This window comes from Streptomyces sp. NPDC018031 (genome assembly GCF_044327625.1).
In the GTDB taxonomy this organism is placed as follows: domain Bacteria; phylum Actinomycetota; class Actinomycetes; order Streptomycetales; family Streptomycetaceae; genus Streptomyces.
Genome location: NZ_JBIRFT010000013.1, coordinates 81,221 through 102,640, shown reverse-complemented (window position 1 = coordinate 102,640; position 21,420 = coordinate 81,221). Strand labels below are relative to the sequence as shown.

Annotated in this window: 17 protein-coding genes; 8 read left to right on the top strand and 9 right to left on the bottom strand. The window is 74.6% G+C overall.

Annotated elements, in window-relative coordinates:
• Positions 1–139: 139 nt before the first annotated feature.
• From ACH4B3_RS25235 to ACH4B3_RS25220, 4 genes are all read right to left on the bottom strand, one after another.
• Positions 140–937, bottom strand: coding sequence for a sugar phosphate isomerase/epimerase family protein (locus ACH4B3_RS25235; RefSeq protein WP_398466478.1), 798 nt, complete (start codon positions 935–937; stop codon positions 140–142).
• 29 nt (positions 938–966) lie between these two features.
• Positions 967–2,121, bottom strand: a complete 1,155-nt coding sequence (locus ACH4B3_RS25230) for a dihydrodipicolinate synthase family protein (RefSeq protein WP_398466313.1) — start codon at positions 2,119–2,121, stop codon at positions 967–969.
• Positions 2,118–3,266 carry a Gfo/Idh/MocA family protein gene (locus ACH4B3_RS25225; RefSeq protein WP_398466311.1) on the bottom strand — a complete coding sequence of 383 codons (1,149 nt, stop codon included), beginning with the start codon at positions 3,264–3,266 and terminating at the stop codon, positions 2,118–2,120. The genes ACH4B3_RS25230 and ACH4B3_RS25225 overlap by 4 nt, the downstream gene beginning before the upstream one ends.
• Positions 3,267–3,637: 371 nt before the next feature.
• Positions 3,638–4,738 (bottom strand): M20 family metallopeptidase, encoded by a 1,101-nt coding sequence (locus ACH4B3_RS25220; RefSeq protein ID WP_398466309.1) that lies wholly within the window; start codon positions 4,736–4,738, stop codon positions 3,638–3,640.
• Positions 4,739–4,922: 184 nt separating this feature from the next.
• Between ACH4B3_RS25220 and ACH4B3_RS25215 the strand changes: the two genes are divergently transcribed.
• From ACH4B3_RS25215 to ACH4B3_RS25190, 6 genes are all read left to right on the top strand, one after another.
• Positions 4,923–5,399 carry a VOC family protein gene (locus ACH4B3_RS25215; protein ID WP_398466307.1) on the top strand — a complete coding sequence of 159 codons (477 nt, stop codon included), beginning with the start codon at positions 4,923–4,925 and terminating at the stop codon, positions 5,397–5,399.
• A gap of 410 nt (positions 5,400–5,809) precedes the next feature.
• Entirely contained in the window at positions 5,810–11,473 is a 5,664-nt protein-coding gene (locus ACH4B3_RS25210) for an amino acid adenylation domain-containing protein (RefSeq protein WP_398466305.1), read from the top strand.
• Positions 11,470–12,642: an FAD-dependent monooxygenase gene (locus tag ACH4B3_RS25205; protein WP_398466303.1), complete on the top strand. Its 1,173-nt coding sequence runs from the start codon at positions 11,470–11,472 to the stop codon at positions 12,640–12,642. Before ACH4B3_RS25210 ends, ACH4B3_RS25205 begins: the two co-directional genes overlap by 4 nt.
• A 26-nt stretch (positions 12,643–12,668) precedes the next feature.
• A complete protein-coding gene (locus ACH4B3_RS25200; protein ID WP_398466301.1) occupies positions 12,669–14,447 on the top strand; it encodes an amino acid adenylation domain-containing protein in 1,779 nt (592 codons plus the stop codon).
• 176 nt (positions 14,448–14,623) lie between these two features.
• Positions 14,624–15,331, top strand: coding sequence for a thioesterase II family protein (locus ACH4B3_RS25195; RefSeq protein WP_398466299.1), 708 nt, complete (start codon positions 14,624–14,626; stop codon positions 15,329–15,331).
• 98 nt (positions 15,332–15,429) lie between these two features.
• Positions 15,430–16,137 (top strand): bleomycin resistance protein, encoded by a 708-nt coding sequence (locus ACH4B3_RS25190; protein WP_398466297.1) that lies wholly within the window; start codon positions 15,430–15,432, stop codon positions 16,135–16,137.
• Between the two features lie 15 nt (positions 16,138–16,152).
• On the opposite strand, the gene ACH4B3_RS25185 is transcribed toward ACH4B3_RS25190, so the two are convergent.
• A complete protein-coding gene (locus ACH4B3_RS25185; RefSeq protein WP_398466295.1) occupies positions 16,153–16,779 on the bottom strand; it encodes a YigZ family protein in 627 nt (208 codons plus the stop codon).
• Positions 16,780–16,908: 129 nt separating this feature from the next.
• On the opposite strand from ACH4B3_RS25185, the gene ACH4B3_RS25180 reads away from it, so the two are divergent.
• The gene (locus tag ACH4B3_RS25180; protein WP_398466294.1) at positions 16,909–17,319 is read left to right on the top strand and encodes a CoA-binding protein; all 411 of its coding nucleotides are present in this window, start codon (positions 16,909–16,911) and stop codon (positions 17,317–17,319) included.
• 62 nt (positions 17,320–17,381) lie between these two features.
• A complete protein-coding gene (locus ACH4B3_RS25175; protein ID WP_398466293.1) occupies positions 17,382–17,912 on the top strand; it encodes a GNAT family N-acetyltransferase in 531 nt (176 codons plus the stop codon).
• A gap of 138 nt (positions 17,913–18,050) precedes the next feature.
• Here the strand turns inward: ACH4B3_RS25175 and ACH4B3_RS25170 are convergent, their stop codons facing one another.
• The 4 genes from ACH4B3_RS25170 to ACH4B3_RS25155 form a co-directional block, all read right to left on the bottom strand.
• Positions 18,051–18,605, bottom strand: coding sequence for a YbaK/EbsC family protein (locus tag ACH4B3_RS25170; protein ID WP_398466292.1), 555 nt, complete (start codon positions 18,603–18,605; stop codon positions 18,051–18,053).
• Between the two features lie 330 nt (positions 18,606–18,935).
• Complete coding sequence (locus tag ACH4B3_RS25165) at positions 18,936–19,730, bottom strand: acyltransferase (protein ID WP_398466290.1); 795 nt, start codon at positions 19,728–19,730, stop codon at positions 18,936–18,938.
• A 73-nt stretch (positions 19,731–19,803) separates the two neighbouring features.
• The gene (locus ACH4B3_RS25160; protein WP_398466288.1) at positions 19,804–20,337 is read right to left on the bottom strand and encodes a gamma carbonic anhydrase family protein; all 534 of its coding nucleotides are present in this window, start codon (positions 20,335–20,337) and stop codon (positions 19,804–19,806) included.
• Between the two features lie 74 nt (positions 20,338–20,411).
• Positions 20,412–21,089 carry a DedA family protein gene (locus ACH4B3_RS25155; protein ID WP_398466476.1) on the bottom strand — a complete coding sequence of 226 codons (678 nt, stop codon included), beginning with the start codon at positions 21,087–21,089 and terminating at the stop codon, positions 20,412–20,414.
• Between the last annotated feature and the right edge of the window lie 331 nt (positions 21,090–21,420).

Genomic DNA, 21,420 nt, shown 5'->3' with positions numbered 1-21,420 from the left:
GGTCGTCACGACGGGGGCAGGACGGCGGGGGTCGTCACGACGGGGCAGGACGACCGGGGCCGCCGGCCGGGGCCCGGGACGCCCCGCCCCGGCGTCCGCCCGCCGCACCGGCCGGCCCCCGTGCCGGGCGCGCCGCGGTTCAGAACACCTCGGAGGCGAAGCGGGACGCCGTCTCCGCCAGGACGGCCACGCCGTCCCGGGCCCACAGCCCGTCGTTGAAGAGCTCGACCTCGATGTGGCCGCGCCAGCCGGTGGCTTCGACGAGGGCGCGCCAGGCGCGGAAGTCCAGGTGGCCGTCGCCGAGCTGGCCCCGCCCGGTGAGGGCGCCCGCGGGCAGCGGGGTGGTCCAGTCGGCGAGCTGGAAGGAGTGGATGCGCCCCGCGGCGCCGGCTCTGGCGATGGCGGCGGGCGCGCGGTCGTCCCACCAGACGTGATAGGTGTCCACGGCCACGCCGACCCGGGCCGGCGGGAAGGGCTCCGCCAGCGCGAGGGCCTGGTCGAGGGTGGAGACCACACAGCGGTCCGCGGCGTACATGGGGTGCAGGGGCTCGATGGCCAGCCGGACACCGCGCTCGGCCGCGTGCGGCACCAGCAGGGCGAGTGCCTCGGCGATGCGCGCGCGGGCCGCCACCAGGTCGTGGCTGCCCGCGGGCAGACCGCCCAGGACGAGGACGAGGGTGTCCGTGCCCAGGGCGGCCGCCTCGTCGATGGCCGCGCGGTTGTCCGCCAGCGCGCGGGCGCGTTCCGCGGAGCCGGTACCGGTGAGGAAGCCACCGCGGCACAGCGAGGTCACCGTGAGCCCGGCGTCGCGGACCAGCTTCGCCGTGGCGGCCAGGCCGTGCTCGGCCACCGGCTCGCGCCACAGCCCGACGGCGGGGACGGCCAGCCGGACGCAGGCGTCGACGAGCGCCGGTACCGACAGCTGGCGCACGGTCATCTGGTTGACGCTGAAGCGGGCGAGGGGGTTCACCGCTCGATCCCGTGGAGGGTGAGCAGGGCCCGCATGCGGGCCTCGGCGAGGACCGGGTCGGGGAACAGGCCGAGCCCGTCGGCCAGCTGGTACGCCCGGGCCAGGTGCGGCAGCGACCGGGCGGACTGGAGTCCGCCGACCATGGTGAAGTGGGACTGGTGCCCGGCCAGCCAGGCGAGGAACACCACGCCGGTCTTGTAGTAGCGGGTGGGGGTGCCGAACAGGTGGCGGGAGAGTTCGACGGTCGGGTCGAGGAGCTCGCGAAAGGTTCCGGTGCCGCCCGTGTCCAGGGCCCGCACGGCCTCCGCGGCCAGCGGGCCGAGCGGGTCGAAGACGCCCAGCAGCGCGTGGCTGAAGCCCTGGTCGTCGCCGGCGATGAGTTCCGGGTAGTGGAAGTCGTCGCCGGTGTAGCAGCGGACGCCGGCGGGCAGGCGGCGGCGCAGGTCGACCTCGCGCCCGGCGTCGAGCAGCGAGACCTTGACGCCGTCGACCTTCCCGGGGTGGGCGGCGACGACCTGCAGGAAGGTGGCGGTGGCCGCGTCGAGGTCGGTGGCGCCCCAGTAGCCGGCCAGGGCGGGGTCGAACATCGGTCCCAGCCAGTGCAGGATCACCGGTTCGGCGGCCTGGCGCAGCAGGTGGGTGTAGGTGTCGAGGTAGTCGTCGGGTGTGCGGGCGGCCGCGGCCAGGGCGCGGGAGGCCATCAGTACCGCCCGGCAGCCGGCGGCCTCGGCGAACGCGAGCTGCTCCTCGTAGGCGGCGCGCACCTCGGCGAGTGAGGCGGGTCCGGTGAGCTGGTCGGTTCCGACGCCGCAGACGACCGGGGCGCCCAGGGACCGTGCTTCGGCGGCGGACCGGCGGATCAGTTCGGCGGCGCACGCCCAGTCCAGGCCCATGCCGCGCTGGGCGGTGTCCATGGCCTCGGCGACGCCCAGGCCGTGGGACCACAGGTGGCGGCGGAAGGCGAGGGTGGCGTCCCAGTCGAGGGCGGCCGGTGAGTCCGGGGTGGTGTCGGCGTACGGGTCGGCGACCACGTGGGCGGCGGCGAAGACGCTGCGGGAGGTGGGGGCGGCGGCCGGCGGGCGGCGCGGCGGTTCGGCGCGCGGCTGGTAGCGGCGGAGTCCGCCGCCGGGCTGCGGCAGGTGGATCGTCACAGCGTCAGCTCCGGGACCTCCAGCCGGCGGCCCTCGGCGTGGCTGCGCAGGCCCAGTTCGGCGAGCTGGACGCCGCGGGCGCCGGCCGCCAGGTCCCAGTGGTACGGCGTGCCGAGCGCCACATGGCGCAGGAACAGCTCCCACTGGGTCTTGAAGCCGTTGTCGAACACGGTGTTGTCCGGTACCTCCAGCCACTGGTCGCGGAAGGGTTCGGTGGTCGGCAGGTCGGGGTTCCACACCGGCTTCGGGGTGGCCGACCGGTGCTGGACGCGGCAGTTGCGCAGGCCCGCGACGGCCGAGCCGTGGGTGCCGTCGACCTGGAACTCGACGAGCTCGTCGCGGGCGACGCGGACCGCCCAGGAGGAGTTGATCTGTGCGACGGCTCCGCCCGCCAGTCCGAAGACGGCGTACGCGGCGTCGTCGGCGGTCGCCTCGTAGGGGGTGCCGCGCTCGTCCCAGCGGCGCGGGACGTGCGTGGTGAGGTGGGCGAACACGGAGGTGACCGGTCCGAACAGCTCACGCAGCAGGTACTCCCAGTGCGGGAACATGTCGACGGTGATGCCGCCGCCGTCCTCGGCGCGGTAGTTCCAGCTGGGGCGCTGGGCGTCCTGCCAGTCGCCTTCGAAGACCCAGTAGCCGAACTCCCCGCGGATGGAGAGGACTTCGCCGAAGTAGCCGCCGTCGACCAGGCGCTTCAGCTTCCACAGGCCGGGGAGGAAGAGCTTGTCCTGGACGACGCCGTGCCTGATGCCCGCGGCCCCGGCGAGCCGGGCGAGGTCGAGGGCGGCGGCGAGGTCGGTGGCGGTGGGCTTCTCGGTGTAGACGTGGGTACCGGCCGCGATGGCCTTCTTCAGGGCCTCGGCGCGGGCCGGGGTGACCTGCGCGTCGAAGTAGATGTCGACGCCGTCGGCGAGGACCGCGTCGAGGTCGGTCGAGTACGCGGTCAGGCCGTGGCGGTCGGCGATGCGGCGCAGCGCGTCGGCGCGGCGGCCGACGAGGACCGGCTCGGGCCACAGGACGTCGCCGTCCCCGAGGTCGAGACCGCCCTGTTCGCGGAGGGCGAGGATGGAGCGCACCAGGTGCTGGCGGTAGCCCATCCGTCCGGTGACGCCGTTCATGGCGATGCGCACGATTCTCTTTGTCACCAAATGCCTCCATGCGGGCACTCTTCGGACGGTCGAATGGAAAGCGCTTTCTACAGAGCAGGAAAATAGCCTGCGGAAAGGTCCCTGAACAAGGGTTCCGCGGCCGTGCCGCGCCGGGGCAAGCGATGTCCTCCGCCGTGCCGGGTGAGGCGGTCGGGCGGATCGGGGCCCTCGGGTGCCGCCCGTCGAAGGAGCCGCTCCGGGGCCCTCACGGCCGGCCCGACCGGGGCCGTCGCGACCGGGCCGGAGCCGCGGGATCCGGTGTTCCCGAGCGACCGCCGGACGCGCCCCCGCGCCGGGCGCCGGACGGGTACCCCCGGCCATGACACCGGCCCCGCGCGGCCTTCCCCTCCGCCGGCCAGGGGGGCCGCTCACCCGTGCCGGATCGCGTCCACCAGCCCGGCGACCAGGTCCGCCCGCTCGGCCATGGCGTCGACCAGCAGGTACTCGTGGTCGGCGTGCGCGCCGCCCCCGACCGCTCCGAGGCCGTCCAGGGTCGGCACGCCCAGCGCGGCGGTGAAGTTGCCGTCGCTGCCGCCGCCGACCGACGCGCCGTCGATGCCCGGGCGCAGCCGACGGGCCATCGCGAACAGTCCGGCCGACGCCGACTCGGGCATCGGCGGCCGGCCGATGCCGCCGCGGACCGTGATCTCCGCCCCGTCGAGGTGCGGAGTGAGCGCCGCGAAGGCTGCTTCGACCCGCTGCTGCTCGCCGGCCGTCTCCACCCGGACGTCGACGACGACGGTCGCCTCCGCCGGCACGACGTTGTCCAGGGTCCCGGCGGACGCGACGGTCGGGGTGACCGTCGTACCCGCCTCGGGCCGGCCGAGCGCGGCGATGTGCAGTACCTGGTGCGCCGCTTCGACCAGGGCGTTCACCCCGGCCGCCGGCTCCAGTCCGGCGTGCGAGGCCCGGCCCTTGACCGAGACCCGGAAGGTGCCGCAGCCCTTGCGTCCGGTCTTCAGGCCGCCGCCGTCGGCGGCGCCCTCGACCACCAGCACCGCGCCGCAGGCCCGGGCCCGTTCCTCGATGAGGGCTCGCGAGGAGTGCGAGCCGACCTCTTCGTCGGCGGTCACCAGGATCTCCACCCCGGAGCGGTCGTCGAGCGCCGCCAGGCCGTGGACGGCCTGCACCAGGCCGCCGAGCATGTCGAAGACCCCGGGGCCGGTGGCCCGACCGTCCGCGACCCGGAACGGGCGGCGTTCCAGGGTGCCGAGCGGGAAGACGGTGTCGTGGTGGCCGAGGATCAGCACCCGCGGGTCGCCGCCCGCCGACCAGTGGACGTGCGGCCCGCCCGCGCTCGGCAGCAGGTCGGCCCGCCCGCCGAGGCGGCTCTCGATGACGGCGGCGACAGCCTTGGCCGATGCCGCCAGGGCGTCGAGGTCGCGCGAGGGGGACTCGGTCTCGACGAGTGTCCTCAGGTCCTCGATCATCGCGTCCACACTCACCGGGACGCCCTTGCGCATCGTCATGCGGCAAGGGTAGTCGGCATGCGGTGCACCCGGCCCGGACCCCGCGGCCCCCGCCCGCCGGGCGTCCGGGCGGGTGCCGCCGCGCGCCGCGTCACCCTGTCGCCGGCGTGCCGATGAGTTTCCCGGGCCGGTCCGGTCAGTACTGGTGAGGAAACCGATGGCCCGGTCACGTCAGGAGGCGCTCATGCCCAGGATCACCCCGAATCTCTGGTTCGACTCGCAGAGCAAGGAGGCGGCCGAGTTCTACTGCTCGGTGTTCCCGAACTCGGAGATCACCGGCATCACGTACTACGGGGAGGCCGGCCCCCGGGAGCCCGGCTCGGTGATGACGGTGGACTTCTCACTCGACGGCCAGGCGTACACCGCCATCGACGGCGGCCCCGAGTTCACCTTCGACGAGGCGGTCTCGTTCCTGATCAACTGCGACGGCCAGGAGGAGGTCGACTACTACTGGGAGAAGCTCACCGCGGACGGTGGCCGGGAGGTGCAGTGCGGCTGGCTGCGGGACAAGTTCGGGCTGTCCTGGCAGGTGTGGCCGACCCAGGCCGACGAGCTGCTCGCCGATCCCGACCAGGAGCGGGCCACCCGAGCCATGCGGGCGATGCTCGGGCAGAAGAAGATCGACCTGGCCGCGCTCCGGGCGGCGGCCGACGGAGCGTAGCGCGATCCGGACATGACGGTGCGTCGGCGGCCTTGCCGCCGGCGCACCGCCGCGCGCTCCGGCCCACCGCCCCGGCCAGCGGATACCTGGGGACCTCAGCCGCCACAAGGCCGCTGGAGAGATCATTTACGGACAGCGCTGCGCGCTCTTTCGGCCAATCGGTCGACCATCGGATGACCATGGGAACATCCGTGCCCTTTCTTGGTTCTCTGTGCTCGTGAAGATCCATTCGCCGGGTGCCGCGCCACCGCGCGGGCGCGGCGACGCGGGCGGAGTGTCACCGGACGAGGGGGGAGAACGGTGTATGGACACGGGCCGCAGGAGCACCCTGCGCCTCGAGCCGGAGACCCGGCCCTCGCGATACGCGCGACGAGGCACACCCCTCGTCCGACACAGCTGAGGAAGTGTCCATGACGGTTCGCGCACGGCTCCCGCTCACGGCCTACCAACGGGACATATGGTTCTCGGACACCCTGTCCCCGGACTCACCGCAGTTCTCGATCGTGCTGCGGGAACGGTTCTCCGGGCCCGTCGACCTCGATGTGCTGACGGCCGCGGTCCGGCACGTCCTGGCGGCCAACGACGCGCTGCGGATCCGTTTCGGGAGCACCGACGGCCGCCCCTACCAGTGGCTGGAGCCGGAGGAGCCGCAGCTGTCGGTGGTGGATCTGCGCTCCGCGGCCGACCCGGAGGCGGCCTGTCTGTCCTGGGCCGACCACAGCAGGTCGGTCCGGCTGCCGGTGCTGGGCGGACGGCTGTACCGGGCGGCGCTGCTGCGGGCGAGCGACACCGTGGTGCACTTCCAGCTGACCGTGCACCACCTGGTCGCCGACGGCTGGTCGCTGAGCGAGTTCCGGCAGCAGCTGCTCACCCGCTACGCGGAGGCGGTCCGCGGTGAGCCGGCCGCGGCGCCCGCGGCGCCGTCGTTCCTGGACTTCGCCGACGCGGACGCCGGCTACCGCGCGTCGCCGTCGTATCCGCGCGACCGCGAGTTCTGGGAGACCGCCCTGGCCGGCGCCGAACCCCGGCTGTTCGCCCGCCGGGCCCCGTCCGGCCCGCGCCGCGGCCGGCGGACCTCCTTCGACGTCGACGGCGAGCTGGTCGAGCGGGTCCTGGCCGCCGGGCACTCGCCGTTCTCCGTGATCGTCGCGGCGTTCGGCGCCTGCCTGGCACGCCTGCACCAGGCAGACGACGTGATGCTCGGCGTCCCGCTGCTGAACCGGCACTCGGCCGAGGAGCGCCGGGTGGTCGGCCCGTTCACCAACATGCTCCCGCTGCGGGTCAGGACCGACGGCAACCCCTCGATGTCCGGGCTCACCAAGCAGGTGCGGGCCTCGGTCCGCGGACTCCAGGAGCACCAGCGGATCCCGCTGGCGGACGTGCTCCGCGAGCGGTCCGCGGCGGGCGCCGGGCAGCTGTTCGACGTGACGATCAGCTATCTGCACTTCCCCGGCCCGCCGGACCTGCCGGGCCTGGCGGTGCGCACCGACATGGTGCAGGAACTGCTCGAAGCGAACGTGCTGGCGGTCAGCATCCACGGCTACGGGGGCGCCGCGGGGTTGCGGGTCGACCTGGTCTACGCCGAGGACGTCTTCGACGCGGACCTCCCGGTCTCCGCGCTCGTGGAGGCGGTGCGGTCACTGGTCCGGCAGGGCGCGGAAGCGCCGGACAGCCCGGTCACCGCGCTGCCCGGTCCGGCCGGCGCGCCCGCCGGACGGTCCGCCGGCCCGGCCGGCGGACCGGACCCCACCGCTGCCGCGCCGGAGCCCGGGGACGGCAGCCCGCGCAACGAGGTGGAGGCCGGACTGGCCGCGGTCTGGGCGGAGGTGCTGGAGGTCCCCTCGGTGGGCATCCACGACAACTACTTCGTCCTCGGCGGCGACTCGATCACGATGCTGCGGATCCGGGCCGGGGGCGAGCGGCGGGGCATCCACTTCTCGGTCACCGACCTGATCAAGGCCCCCACGGTGGCGGGGCTGGCCGCGCGCGCGGTCGTGGACGCCGGGCACGGGTCGGCGGCGACCGCCGTGGCGCCGTTCGAGCTGGTGCCGGCGGTGGACCGCGGACGGCTCACGGCCTTCGCGGACGCCTTCCCGCTGACCCGGGTGCAGCTGGGGCTGCTCTACCACAGCCGCAGGCACGAGGACTCCGCCGTCTACAACGACGTCTTCCGGTACTCCGTCGGCACCGCCTGGCACGAGGCCGAGTTCCGGGCCGCGTTCGCCGCGCTGGTCCGGCGCCACCCGGTGCTGCGTTCCTCGTTCGACCTGGCCTCCTACTCCCAGCCGCTGCAACTGGTGCACCACCGGGTGCCGGCCGCGCTGGACGTGGTGGACCTCCGCACGGTGCCCGCGGACGAGGCCGCCGCGGCCATCCGCTCGCACATCGAGGAGCGGCGCTTCGTCCGGTACGCGTTCGAGCAGGCCCCGCTGTACCTGTTCCACGCCTACGTCCGCCCGGACTCCGTCGAGCTGGTGTTCAGCTTCCACCACGCCATCCTGGACGGCGGCAGCGTGGCCAACCTGATCACCGAGCTGTTCCAGGACTACGCGCACGCCATCGGCGCGGACGTGCCGCCGGTGCCGGACGTCGACCTGCCGTCACCGGCCGACCATGTGCGCGAGGAACTGCTCGCGCTGGACTCGGCGGACAGCCGGGCGTACTGGCGGCAGACCCTGGACGGGGTGACGCTGCCGCAGCTGGACGGCTTCCGGTCGGCCGGGCCGCCGGCCCGCCCGGAACTGGTGGTGCACGACGCCGAGCTCCCCGAGGACGTGCAGGCGGCCGCCCGCCGGTTCGCCCAGGACCACGAACTGCCGCTGAAGTCGGTGCTGTTCGCCGCCTACTGCCTCACCATGGGGCAGCGGTTCTCGGCCCGCGACTTCGTCACCGGCCTGGTCACCCACGGCCGGCCGGAACTCCCCGACGCGGAGCGGATCCTCGGTCTGTTCCTGAACACCATGCCGGTCCGGGCCGACCTGACGGGTCTGACCTGGCTGGACGCGGTGCGGTCGGTGTTCGCCCAGGAGCAGCGGAGCCATCCGCACCGGCGGTACCCGCTGAGTGCCGTGCAGAGTGACGAGGGCGCCGGGTTCGTCCTGGAGTCGGCCTTCAACTACGTCCACTTCCATGTGCTCGCCTCGGTGCTGCGGCTCCCGGAGGTGCGGCTGCTGGACTTCCGGACGTGGGAGGAGACCAACTTCAAGATCCTGGTCAACGCCTACGTCGACCCGCTGGACGAACGCATCCGGCTGCGTGCCGACTTCGACGGCGCGGTCTTCACCACCGCGCAGGCCGAGTCGTTCGTGGACACCTTCGCCCGGGTGCTGCGGCGGATGACGGACCGGCCGCGGGAGACGGTGGACTTCGGCTTCCTGACGCCGGAACCCGCCGTCCTGACCCCGGTGGCCGAGCCGCTGCCGGACGTGGTGACCCTCTTCACCGAACAGGCCGCGCGCACGCCGGACGCCACCGCGGTGGCCTTCGACGGCGGCCGGTGGACCTACCGGGAGCTGGCCCGGGCCGCCGACCGGGTCGCCGGGCACCTGCGTGCCGCGGGGACCGCCACCGGTGACCGGGTGGCGGTGGCGCTGGGCAGGTCGCCGGAGCTGATCGCGGTGGTCCTGGGCATCGCCCGGGCCGGCGCCGCCGTCGTGCCGCTGGACACCGGCTACCCGGTGGAGCGGCTGCGCGTGATGGTCGAGCAGGCCCGGCCGGTCCGGGTCGTCACCGACCGGGACCACGCCCACCTCGTCGGCGACCCGGACCTCCTGCTGCCGGTCGAGTCGGTCATCGCGGCGGACCACCCGGACGCCGGTGACCCGGCTCCGGTGGCGATCTCCCCCGAGGACATCGCCTATGTGCTCTTCACCTCCGGCTCCACCGGGGTGCCCAAGGGCGTGCGGATGCCGCACCGGTCGCTGGCCAACCTGATCGCCTGGCAGAACGCCGCCGCCAGTGCCGCGCCCGGCGGCACCACCCTGCAGTTCGCGCCGCTGAGCTTCGACGTCTCCTTCCAGGAGATCTTCTCCACGCTGACCTCCGGCGGGGTGCTGCGGCTGGTCGCCGAGGAACAGCGGCGGGACGCGCGCGCCCTGCTCGAACTGCTCGACTCAGCCCGGGTGGAGCGGGTGTTCCTGCCCTACGTGGCGCTCCAGCAGCTCGCCGAGACCTCCGACGCGCTCGGCCTGGTGCCCGGGCACCTGCGGATCGTGGTCTCCTCGGGCGAGCAGCTGCGGGTCACCGAGGAGATCCGGCGGCTGTGCGCGGCGCTGCCCGGCGTGGTCCTGGAGAACCAGTACGGGCCGACCGAGTCGCACGTCGTCACCAGCTTCACCATGACCGGTCCGGCGAGCGCGTTCCCCGCCCTGCCGCCGATCGGCACGCCGATCGCGGGCTGCGCGGTGCATGTGCTGGACGAGCGGCTGCGGCCGGTGCCCTCGGGTGTCCGGGGCGAGATCCACCTGGAGGGCGCGTGCCTGGCCGACGGGTACCTCGGGGGCCCGGAGGCGACCGACGAGCGGTTCCGGCCGCATCCGTTCGGCGGCCGCGGCCGGCTGTACCGCACCGGTGACCTCGGCCGGGTGCTGCCCGGCGGGGACGTCCTCTACCTGGGCCGGGCCGACAGCCAGGTGAAGGTGCGCGGCTTCCGGGTGGAGCCCGCGGAGGTGGAACTCGCGATCACCGGCGACCCCGACCGCTTCCCGGGGATCGGTGAGGTCGCGGTGGTGGCACGCCACCGGGAGGGGACGGACTCCTTCCTCGCGGCCTTCCTCGTCCCCGACCGCACGGGCGGCGAGGCGGCCGGCCTGGACCAGGTGCGCGCGGGCCTGCGGCGCACCCTGCCGGAGCACATGGTCCCCTCGCATCTGCAGTGGCTGCCGGAGCTGCCGCTCACCCCGAGCGGGAAGCGGGACGACGCGGCGCTGCGCCGGGTTCCGCTGCACACGGACGAGCCGGACGCCTCGGCGGCGCCCGCCGACGAGTACGAGCGGACGCTCAGCGAGATCCTGGCCGAACTGCTGCGGCTGCCCGCGGTGGGGGTGCACGGCGACTTCTTCGACCTGGGCGGCACCTCGCTGACCGCGATGCGCCTGATCGTGCTGATCAAGCAGCGGTACGGGGTGGACATCCCGATGTCGCGGTTCGTGACCACGCCCACCGTGAGCGGGCTGGCGGAGCTGCTGCGCTCCGGCGGGGCGCGCGCCACGTTCGACCCGCTGGTGCCGTTCCGCACCGACGGCGCACGTCCGCCGATGTTCTTCGTCCACCCGGCGGGCGGCAACGTGCTGTGCTTCGCGCAGCTGACCAAGCACCTCCCCGCCGATCAGCCGTTCTACGGGCTGCAGGCGGCCGGGACGGAGCTGGGCAGCGAGCCGCTGCGTTCGGTGGAGGAGCTGGCGGCCGGCTATCTGGCGGCGATCCGCCGGGTGCAGCCGCACGGGCCGTACACGCTGGGCGGCTGGTCCTTCGGTGGTTTCGTGGCCCTGGAGATGGCCCGGCAGTTGCGGCGCCAGGGCGAGCGCACCGCCCATGTGTTCCTGCTGGACACGGTCGCGCTGGAGCCGGGGAAGCTCACCACCATCGACGACGAGGCCCTGCTGACCTGGTTCTTCTGGGAACTGCTGTTCCTGGAGCTCGGTGGCGAGTCGCCGGAGGCGCACATTCCGCGGCATCTGGACAGCCTGGCGGAGAAGTTCGAGTTCATCGCGCAGCGGGGCGTGGACCTGGGCGTCCTGCCGCCGGGCAGCTCGGCGGCGATCGTGCGGCGGCTGTTCGGCGTGTACGCCGCGAACTGGCAGGCCGCGCTCGACTACAGCGGACAGACGTTCGACGTGGACTTCACGCTGCTGCGCGCCTCGCAGCCGCTGCCCCAGGTGCTGCTGGACATGCACACCACCGCGGGCACCCTGCACCGGGACCCGTACAACGGCTGGCGCGACCGTACGACGGGCGAACTGACCGTGGTCGAGGTGCCCGGCGACCATTTGCTGATCATGGAGGAGCCGTACGTGCCGGTGATGGCCGCGAAGATCATGCGGATGATCGACGAGGCGTCCGGCGGTGCCCGGTGAGCCGCGGGCCGCTCAAGGCGATCGTCGTCGGCGCGGGCATCGGTGGGCTGACCACCGCCATCGCCCTGCGCCGGGTGGGTGTCGAGGTCGAGGTGTACGAGCGGGCCGGCGAGCTGCGGGCCACCGGCTCGGCGCTGTCGGTGATGACCAACGCGGTCACCGCGCTGGCCGGTCTCGGCATCGACCTGCACCTGGAGAAGTACGGCCGGCAGGTCGACCTGTTCCAGATCAGGACCGGCCGGGGCCGGCTGATCAGGACCATGCCGTTCCCCGAGGTCTGCCGTGACCTGGGCGCGCCCAGCTTCTGCATCAGCCGCCCCGACCTCCAGCAGGCGCTGCTGGCCGAGGCCGGTGACTGCCGGATCGAACTGGGCGCGGTGGCCACCGGTTTCGAGATCTCCGGCGGCGGCGCCGAGGTCAGGTTCGCGGACGGGCGGGTGGCGTCCGGGGACGTGGTGATCGGCGCGGACGGCTTCCACTCCGCCGTCCGGCGCCGGCTGGCCGGGCTGGACGACGCCCGCGACGGCGGCTACGTGTGCTGGCTGGGCATCGTCCCCTTCCGGCACCGGCGGTTCACCACCGGCTACGTGGGCCACTACTGGGGCAGCGGCCAGCGGTTCGGGCTGATCGACATCGGCCACGGCCGGGCCTACTGGTGGGGCACCCGGAACATGTCCGCCGAGGCCTCGCACGACTGGCGCGGCGGCAAGGACGAGATCCTGCGCACCTACGCCGGGTGGGCCGACGAGGTGCGGGAGGTCATCCGGGTCACCCCGGAGCCGGACATCATCGCGGTGCCCGCGCAGGACCGGCCCTTCCTGGAACGCTGGGGCGAGGGCCCGGTGACGCTGCTCGGTGACGCCGCGCACCCGATGCTGACCAGTCTCGGGCAGGGCGCGGCGGTGGCGATGGAGGACGCCGTGGTGCTGGCCGAGTGCCTGAAGGGGGCCGCCGACCCCGTTCGGGCCCTGCGGCGGTACGAGGACCTGCGCCGGGAGCGGACCCGGGAGCTGGTGGTGGCCTCGCGGATGGCGAGCGACGCCCAGCACCTGGAGAACCCGTGGCGCCGCACCGTCCGCGACCTGCGGCTGCGCTTCGCCAAGCGCCGGTCGCTGGTGGAGCGGGACACCGCCATGCTCACCTTCCCTCCGGTCCCGGCCGCGCCGTGACCGCCCCGAGCCGGAAAGGACCGGACGTGTCCTCAGGCACCGCGGCGCCGCCCGCCGCCGACGCCACCGTGCCGGGTCTGTTCCGCCGGCAGGCCCGGCGCACCCCCGACCGGCCGGCCGTGACCTGCGGCGGGCGGACGATCAGCTACGGCGAGCTGGACCTGCGGTCGGCCGGGCTGGCCGCCGCCCTCCGGGAGCGCGGCGTCCGGCCCGGCGACCGGGTCGGGGTGTGCCTGGAGCGCGGCATCGACCTGGTGGTCGCGCTGCTGGCGGTGGTCAGGGCCGGTGCGGCGTACGTGCCGCTCGACCCCGGCTACCCGGCGGAACGGCTGGCGTTCGTGGCGGAGGACACCGGTCTGGACGTGGCGGTCACCGACACGTCGTTGCCGGGCGTCACACCGGTGCCGGTGACCGCCGCGGCCACCGGTCCGGCCGGCCCGCTGCCGGACCCGGACCCGGACTCGATCGCGTACGTGATCCACACCTCCGGGTCGACCGGCCGCCCCAAGGGCGTGCTGGTGCCGCACCGCAACGTGGCCGCCCTGCTGGCCGCCACGGCGGCGGAGTTCGCCTTCGGGGAGGAGGACGTGTGGACCTTCTTCCACTCCTTCGCCTTCGACTTCTCGGTGTGGGAGATCTGGGGGTGCCTGCTCACCGGTGGGCGGCTGGTGGTGGTGCCGCACTGGACCGCCCGTGATCCGCACGCCTTCCACGCACTGCTGGCGGAGGAGGGGGTGACGGTGCTGAACCAGACGCCGTCGGCCTTCACCCCGCTGCCGCGCACCGCCGCGTTCGGTTCCGGCGGGCTGCGGGTGCGGTTGCTGGTCTTCGGCGGCGAGCCGCTGGACACCCGGGTGCTGGTTCCGTGGTTCGAGCGCTACCCGCGCACCCGGGTGGAGAACATGTACGGCATCACCGAGACCACGGTGCACTGCACCCGGCGCACCCTCACCCCGCACGACGCCCGGGAAGGGCTCCGCTCGGTCGGGCGCGCGCTGCCCGGCTGGGAGCTGTACGTCCTGGACGAGCGGGGCCGCCCGGTCGGGGCCGGGGTACCCGGTGAGATCCACGTCGGCGGGGCCGGGGTGGCGGCCGGGTACCTCAACCGGCCGGAGCTGACCGCGCGGCGGTTCCGCCCCGACCACCTCGGCGGTGGCGGCGGTCTGCTGTACCGCAGTGGTGACCGCGGGCGGTGGCGGGAGGACGGCGAGCTGGAGCACCTCGGCCGGCTCGACGACCAGGTGAAGATCCGCGGTCACCGGATCGAGCTCGGTGAGATCCGCGCGGCGCTGCTGGAGGAGCCGCACGTGCGGTCCGCGGTCGCGGTGGTGCGGGACACCGCCGACCCGGCCGACGCCCGGGTGGACGCCTATGTGGTGACCGCCCGGCCGGACACGGCGGCGGGGCTCCGGGACGCGCTGGCCCGGCGCCTGCCCGGTTATCTGGTTCCCGCCACGGTCACCGCGCTCGACGCGTTCCCGCTCACCGCCAACGGCAAGGTCGACACCGCCGCGCTGCCCGCCCCGCGCGCCCGTGCGGCGGCCGCCCCCGCGGAGCGGACGGCCGCGGACCCGGTGACCGAGCGGCTGACCGGGATCTGGGAGCGCCTGCTGGAGGAACCGGTCGGCCCGGAGGACAACTTCTTCGAACTGGCCGGGAATTCGCTGCTGCTCGCCCGCCTCGCCACGGAGCTGCGGGAGAGCGGACTGGCCGACGTGTCGCTGCGCGATCTCTATCTGCACTCCACCCTCTCGGACATGGCCGGACTGATCCGGTCCCGCGCGGCACGGTCCGCGCCGCACTGAGGCCCGCCGCCGGGCGGCACCGTGCGGGGCGCGCGGCGCCCCGTCCGCCGGTGCCGCCGGTGCCGCCGGTGCCGCCGGTGCCGCCGGTGCCGCCGGTGCCGCCGGTGCCGCCGGTGCCGCCGGTGCCGCCGGTGCCGCCGGTTGACCCTCCCAGACCCTTCGAAAGGCAGGACCCCATGACCGTCGCACTGCTGTGCGTCCCGCACGCCGGGGCCGGGGCGAGCATGTTCCGCAAGTGGAAGCGCCACCCCTTCCGGCAGCTTGAGGTCGTCCCGGTGCAACTGCCGGGCCGCGAGGAGCTGTTCGCCCAGGACCCGCTCACCTCGCTGACCGAGGTGGTGGACTGGTGCCTGGACCGGGTGCGGGAGACGCCCGAGGACGCCCCGTTCGCGCTCTTCGGGCACAGTTTCGGCGCGCTCGTCGCCTACGAGACGGCGCAGCGGCTGGTCGCCGAGGGGGCGCGGCTGCCCGAGCGGCTGGTGGTGAGCGGGGTGGCCGCGCCCTGGCTGCCGCGACCGGTCATGGGAGGCGAGACGCTGACCGACGACCGGTTCGCCGCCCGGGTCCGCGAGGTGGTGGGCCACGACCACCCCGCGCTGCACGACGCCGAGCTGCGCGGGCTGCTGCTGCCGTCGCTCCGGGCGGATCTGGGCATCAGCGACCGGTACACCCCGGGGTCCACCGACCCGCTGCCGTTCCCGGTGACCGTACTGCGCGGGGCGGACGACCAGTTGGTGTCCCGGCAGGACGCGGCGCTGTGGTCGAAGGTCGGCGCGTCGTCCACCGAAGTGATCGAGATGCCCGGGGACCACATGTACTTCTCCCTGGACCCGAAGCCGCTGCTGGCCGAACTCGACGCGGTGTTCGCCCGCGGCGCGGGCTGACCGCGGGTCACGCGGCCGGAGGCTTGTCCTGGGAAGGCCGTCCCGTTCGGGGCGGCCATTTCCCGGACAGACTAATCAAGTTTGACTAGACTGTGGGCATGGGAGAGACGACCATTCCGATCCTGCCGTGCCGGACGCTGCCGCCCGTCCTCGACTTCTACACCGCGCTCGGATTCGCGGTGACCTTCCAGCAGCGGAGCCCCAATCCGTACGCGGTGGTCCAGCGCGGCGGTATCCAGCTCCAGTTCTTCGGCATGAAGCACTACGACCCCGCCGGTTCGTACAGCACCTGCTACATCGGGACCGACGACGTCGACGGCCTGCACCGCGCCTTCCGGGCCGGCCTCAAGGAGACCTACGGCAGGGTGCCCACCAGCGGGTTGCCGCGGATCGGCGCACTGCGGGACACCTCGTACGGCATGCGGCAGTTCCTGGTCACCGATCCGGGCGGCAACTGCCTCCGCGTCGGCCAACCGGTGAGCGAGGCGCACCACCACCGGCCCGCCCCGCGGGAGCCCTTCGCCCGGGCCCTGCACCACGCGTCGCTGCTGGCCGACTCCAGGGAGGACCCGGCGGCGGCCGCCGCCGTCATCGACCGGGCGCTGACCGGCGACGGCCGGCCCACGCCCGTGCAGCTGCTGCGGCTCCTGGTGCTGCGCGCGGACGTCGCCGGACGGCTCGGCGACGAGCGGGCCGCCGCGTCCGCCCTGGCCCGGGCCGGCGCCGTCGACCTCACCGCCGAGGAGCGGGAATCGGTCCGCGACGACCTGGCACGACTGAGCGAGCTGGCCGCGGCATCCCGGTGATCGGAGTCCGGCGGGTCAGGCGTCGCCGTACGCCTCGCCGCCGAGCCGCAGTGCCGCGGTGCCCGCCGTGACGTCCGCCAGCCAGCCCCGGAACGCGTCCACCTCCGCCTCCGGCAGTCCGACCTCGATGGTGACCGCCTCCGCGTAGCGCACCTCGCGCACGGCCCGCCCGGTGGCCCGCAGGTCGTTCTCCAGCTTCCCGGCCCGCTGGTGGTCCACGGTGACGGTGGCCAGCCGGAAGCGCTGCCGGACGACGGTCCCCACGGTGTCCAGCGCCTCGCCGACCGCCCCGCCGTACGCGCGGATCAGTCCGCCCGCCCCGAGCTTCACCCCGCCGTAGTAGCGGGTGACCACGGCCACCACGTACCGCATGTCCCGCCGGAGCAGCATCTGCAGCATGGGCACCCCGGCGGTGCCGCCGGGCTCACCGTCGTCCCCGGCCTTCTGCACCGCGCCGTCCGCGCCGATGACGTAGGCGAAGCAGTTGTGGGTGGCGGTGGGGTGCCGGTCCCGCACCCGCTGCAGGAACTCCTGCGCCTCGCGTTCGGTCGCGGCGGGCGCGAGCGCGCAGATGAAGCGCGACCTGTTGATCTCGATCTCGTGCTCGTCCTCGCGTGCGACGGTCCGGTAGCGCTCCTGCATCAGGCCACCCTATGCGGTCCGGCACCGGTGCCGGCCGCTCGCCCCGGTGGCCGGCCGGCACCGACCGCGCCCGGCTCCCCGGCCGCCACGGGCGGGAATGCCCCGGGCCGGCCGCTGGTTGAGCCGGTCATGTACGCAGACGCGCGGACGATCCGCAGGATCCTCGAGGAGACCGGCGACACCTGGGCGGTCGTCGGGCTCTCCGGCAACCGGCAGCGCGCCGCCTACGGTGTCGCCGAGGTGCTGCGCCGGCACGGCAAGCGGGTGGTGCCGGTGCACCCCAAGGCCGAGACGGTGCACGGCGAGCCGGGTTACCCCACGCTGGACGCCATCCCCTTCCCCGTCGACGTGGTCGACGTCTTCGTCAACTCCGCACTCGCCGGGCAGGTCGCCGACGAGGCGGTGGCCATCGGCGCCAAGGCGGTGTGGTTCCAGCTGGGCGTCGTCGACGAGGACGCCTGGCACCGCACCCGGGAGGCGGGGCTGGACATGGTCATGGACCGCTGCCCGGCGATCGAGTACAACTCCCTGGGGCGGTAGGGACGGTCGCCCCGCCGCCGGCCCCGGACCGGCCGGAAGCCGGGGTGTAGCGTCTCTTCATCATGATCACGATACGCGCCGCCCTCCCCTCCGACGCCGCCGAACTGGTCCGGCTGCGCCGCCTGATGTTCGAGGCGATGAACGGACGTGCCGAGCCGGGGGCGTGGGAGCGGGAAGCGCGGGCCATCGCCGAACGGCAGCTGGCGGACCGTCCGCCGGCGCTGCTGGGCGCCGTGGTGGACGGCGACCCCGCGGACGGCGGCCCGCACCTGGCCGCCTGCGCGGTCGGCCGGGTGGAGGCGCGGCTGCCCGCGCCGGGACATCCCACCGGGCGGTTCGGCTTCGTCTTCAGCGTGTGCACCGACCCGCGGTACCGCCGGCGAGGGCTCGCACGCGCCGCGACCGAGGCGCTGCTCGACCGGTTCGCGGCGGAGGGCGTCACCCGGGTCGATCTGCACGCCACCGAGGAAGCCGAGGGGATGTACCGCCGGCTCGGTTTCACCGAGCACTCCATCCCGCTGTCCCTGGACCTGTCGCGGCGCGGCCGCCCGGCGCCGGGTCCCGGGGCGAAGCGGCCGGGCCCGCCGCGGTAGGACCGGTCTGCTCGGCGCCGGCCGGGGACGAAGCCGGGCCTCCGCAGCGTCGGCCCCGGCACCGGCAGACGGTGCGGCGTGGCGCGCCGGGTGGGTGGTGCCGGCGGTGCCGGGCGGCCCCGGCACCGGCGGCGGAGGTCAGCCGCCCAGCCCCTCCAGCACGGTGGCCCCCGGCAGCTCGCCCAGCGCCTTGCCCGGCACGATCAGCTTGCCGCGGCGCCCGCCGCTGCCGATCAGGACGTACGGCATGTCGATGACGGCGGCGTCCACCAGGAGCGCCCAGTCACCGGGCAGGCCGATGGGGGTGATGCCGCCGAACTCCATCCCGGTCTCCCCGGTCGCCGTCTCCATCGGCGCGAACGAGGCCTTGCGGGCCCCGAGCCGGCGGCGCACCGTCCCGTTGACGTCGACCCGGGTGGGCGCCGGCACCAGGCAGGCGGCGAGCGAGACCTCGCCGCCGCGCTTGCCGGCGACCACCACGCAGTTCGCGGACTGCTCCAGCAGCCAGGGCCCGTAGTTCTCCACCAGGACGGCGGTGTCGGCCTTGTCGGGGTCGGTGTCGACGTACAGCACCTGCTCCACGGGGAAGCCGCCGCGCCCGTCGCGCAGGACGGCGGCGACCGGCTCGCGGAGCAGCTCCAGGGCTTCGACGGCCGGCCGGACGTCGTCGAAGGCATCCATCGGCGTTCGCATGGCGGTCAACCTAACAGCCCCGCCCGGGGCGGGCGGGGCCGTCTCAGCGGGCGGGCGGCACGGCGGCCGTCGTCGGCTCGGCCGGTGCGGCCGCCCTCGTCGCGGTGGGCTGCGGGACGCCCGCCCCGAAACGCGCCGCGCCGGTGGGCCGGGACGCCGGCCCCGAAGTGCGCCGAGGTTCCGGCGCGGGCTCCGGCCGGCCGCGGCACGGTCCGGCTGCCGGCCGTGCCGGTGCGCCGGGACACAACGCCGCCCGCCGTCCGGGGCACGCGGCGGCGGCAGGCGGTCCGGCGGCGGGTGCGGCGGACCGGGGCCGGCCACCGGCCGGGCTCACCCGCTCAGCGGCGCGGTCCTCCCGTCCGGGTCGCCGGCGTCCGGACCGTCCGGCTCCGGCAGGTCGCCCAGCGCGAGCAGCTGCTCGGGGGTGACGCCCTCGGGGATCGGCACCGGAGCCGGGGTGCGCAGCGGCGGCTGCCAGCCGGCCACCTCGTCCCAGCGGCGCACCACCTTGGCCGGTGCGCCCGCCACGACCGCGTGGTCCGGCACCTCGCCCCGGACCACCGCGCCGGCCGCCACCACGACGTTCCGGCCCAGTCGCGCGCCCGGCAGGATGACGGCCCCCGCGCCCAGCCAGCTCCCCGCGCCGATGGTCACCGGGGCGCTGCGCGGCCACTGCTTGCCGACCGGCTGGCCGGGGTCGTCGTAGGAGTGGTTGTCGGAGGTCACGTAGACGTACGGGCCGCAGAACACCTCGCGTTCGATCACCACCGGACGGGAGGCGACGACATGGCTGCCGCGCCCCAGGACGACGCCGTCGCCCAGCCGGATGACCGGTTCCGGCCCGAGGTCGAGGCCGGGCATCATGCCCGCGGTGAGGGTGACCTGCTCGCCGATGATGCAGTGCTCGCCCAGTTCGATCCACGGCTCGCCGAACACCGTGCCGAGCGGGAAGGCGAGCCGGGTGCCGGTGCCGATCCTGCGGAAGCGGTACGGCCCGGGGCGCTCGGCGGTGACCGCCCCGGTCTCCCGCAGCCAGCGCCATCCGCGATGCACGGCACGGGAGACGGCCCGGCGGCGCGCCGCGGCGAGCGATGAGAACACGTTCTGGTTCTGGAGCACCCGCACACCGTATCCGGCCGCCCGGACGGCTCCGTATCCGGCCGTGCCGGGCCCCGGGAGCGGCCGGGCGGCCGGGCTGTCAGTCCTCCTGGTGCGCGGCGCGGTGGTCGGCCGCCAGGCCCAGGTACATCTCGGCGTTGAGCGAGATGATCTCGCGCTCCTCCTGGGTGAGCTCCCGCCGGACCTTGGCGGGCACCCCGGCGACGAGCGAACCGGGAGGCACCCGCATCCCCTGCGGGACCAGTGCCTGGGCCGCGACGAGCGAGCCCGCCCCGATGTGCGCCCCGTTGAGGACGGTGGCGCCCATGCCGATCAGCACGTCGTCCTCGACGGTGCAGCCGTGCAGCACCGCGTTGTGCCCGACCGTGACGCGTTCGCCCACCGTGACCGGGTGCCCGGGGTCGACGTGCACGGTGCAGTTGTCCTGGATGTTGCTGCCCGCCCCCACCACGATCGGGCCGCAGTCGGCGCGCAGCACCGCGTGGTACCACACGCTCGCCCCGGCGGCCAGCGTGACCTCGCCGAGGACCACGGACGTGGGGGCGGTGAACGCCTCGGCGGCGATCTCCGGCTTCTTGCCGCCCACCGCCGAGATCAGAGCCTGCTGTGCCATCCCGCTCCCCTGTTCCTCGCTGTCGGTTCCGTCACGGCCGGAGCCCGGTGCCACCGGGCTCCGGGACGACGGCGTCAGTCCATGGCCGCGACCGGCACCGGCTCCCCGGCCTCGGCCGGCACGGTGGCTGCCGTCTCCGGCCGTTCGGCGGCGGCCTTCCTGGCCCGCCGCTTCATCATCAGCAGCGACCCGAGCCCGAAGAGGACCGCGGCCACCAGGCCGAGCCAGGAGAACCGCTTCAGCCAGTCCTCGGCCACCTTCCCGACGGAGTAGATGACCGCGACGGTGCCGCCCGCCCACACGATTCCGCCGAGCACGTTGGCGATGGCGAACTTCCAGTAGGGCATGCGCAGCACGCCGGCCAGCGGACCGGCGAAGATCCGCAGCAGGGCGACGAAGCGGCCGAAGAAGACCGCCCACATGCCCCACTTGTGGAAGGAGCGTTCGGCGCTGGCCACGTGCTCGGCGCTGAAGTGCCGGGGGAACTTCCGCCCCAGCCAGGCGAGCAGCGACTGCCCGCCGCGGCGGCCGATGAGATAGCCGATGGAGTCGCCGATCACCGCGCCGGCGATCGCCGCGCCGCCGAGGATGTACGGATCGATGTGGTCCTGCGAGGCGGCCAGCAGCGAGGCGGTGACCAGGATGATCTCGCCGGGCAGCGGGATCCCGAGGCTCTCCAGGCCGATCACCACGCCCACGATCAGGTAGACGCTGACGGCAGGCACCGTCTCCAGCCACTGCTCGATGTGCAACTCCGCTTCCTCCCCGTCGGTGGTGCTGGTCATGCGGTGTCCGTACCGGCCGCACCGCCCCCGGGGCCCGCGTCCGGGACACGCCGGGGAAGCCTACTCGATCCGGACGAACGGACCGATCTTCACTCGCGGGGGCACGCGGGGCCGCCGGCCGGCCCGTGTCCGGCGGCCGGAGGCGGCGTGGCCGGCGACCGGAGGCGGGGTGTCCGGCGACCGGAGGCGGCGTGGCCGGCGGCCGGAGGCGGCGTGGCCGGCGGCCGGAGGCGGCGTGGCCGGCGGCCGGAGGCGGCGTGGCCGGCGGCCGGAGGCGGCGTGGCCGGCGGCCGGAGGC

Bases quoted from the DNA above. Each gene is read 5' to 3' on its own strand.
- ACH4B3_RS25235 (WP_398466478.1), bottom strand. From the start codon at position 937: ATGACCGTGCGCCAGCTGTCGGTACCGGCGCTCGTCGACGCCTGCGTC.
- ACH4B3_RS25220 (WP_398466309.1), bottom strand. From the start codon at position 4,738: ATGACGATGCGCAAGGGCGTCCCGGTGAGTGTGGACGCGATGATCGAG.
- ACH4B3_RS25215 (WP_398466307.1), top strand. From the start codon at position 4,923: ATGCCCAGGATCACCCCGAATCTCTGGTTCGACTCGCAGAGCAAGGAG.
- ACH4B3_RS25210 (WP_398466305.1), top strand. From the start codon at position 5,810: ATGACGGTTCGCGCACGGCTCCCGCTCACGGCCTACCAACGGGACATA.
- ACH4B3_RS25195 (WP_398466299.1), top strand. From the start codon at position 14,624: ATGACCGTCGCACTGCTGTGCGTCCCGCACGCCGGGGCCGGGGCGAGC.
- ACH4B3_RS25190 (WP_398466297.1), top strand. From the start codon at position 15,430: ATGGGAGAGACGACCATTCCGATCCTGCCGTGCCGGACGCTGCCGCCC.
- ACH4B3_RS25185 (WP_398466295.1), bottom strand. From the start codon at position 16,779: ATGCAGGAGCGCTACCGGACCGTCGCACGCGAGGACGAGCACGAGATC.
- ACH4B3_RS25180 (WP_398466294.1), top strand. From the start codon at position 16,909: ATGTACGCAGACGCGCGGACGATCCGCAGGATCCTCGAGGAGACCGGC.
- ACH4B3_RS25175 (WP_398466293.1), top strand. From the start codon at position 17,382: ATGATCACGATACGCGCCGCCCTCCCCTCCGACGCCGCCGAACTGGTC.
- ACH4B3_RS25170 (WP_398466292.1), bottom strand. From the start codon at position 18,605: ATGCGAACGCCGATGGATGCCTTCGACGACGTCCGGCCGGCCGTCGAA.
- ACH4B3_RS25160 (WP_398466288.1), bottom strand. From the start codon at position 20,337: ATGGCACAGCAGGCTCTGATCTCGGCGGTGGGCGGCAAGAAGCCGGAG.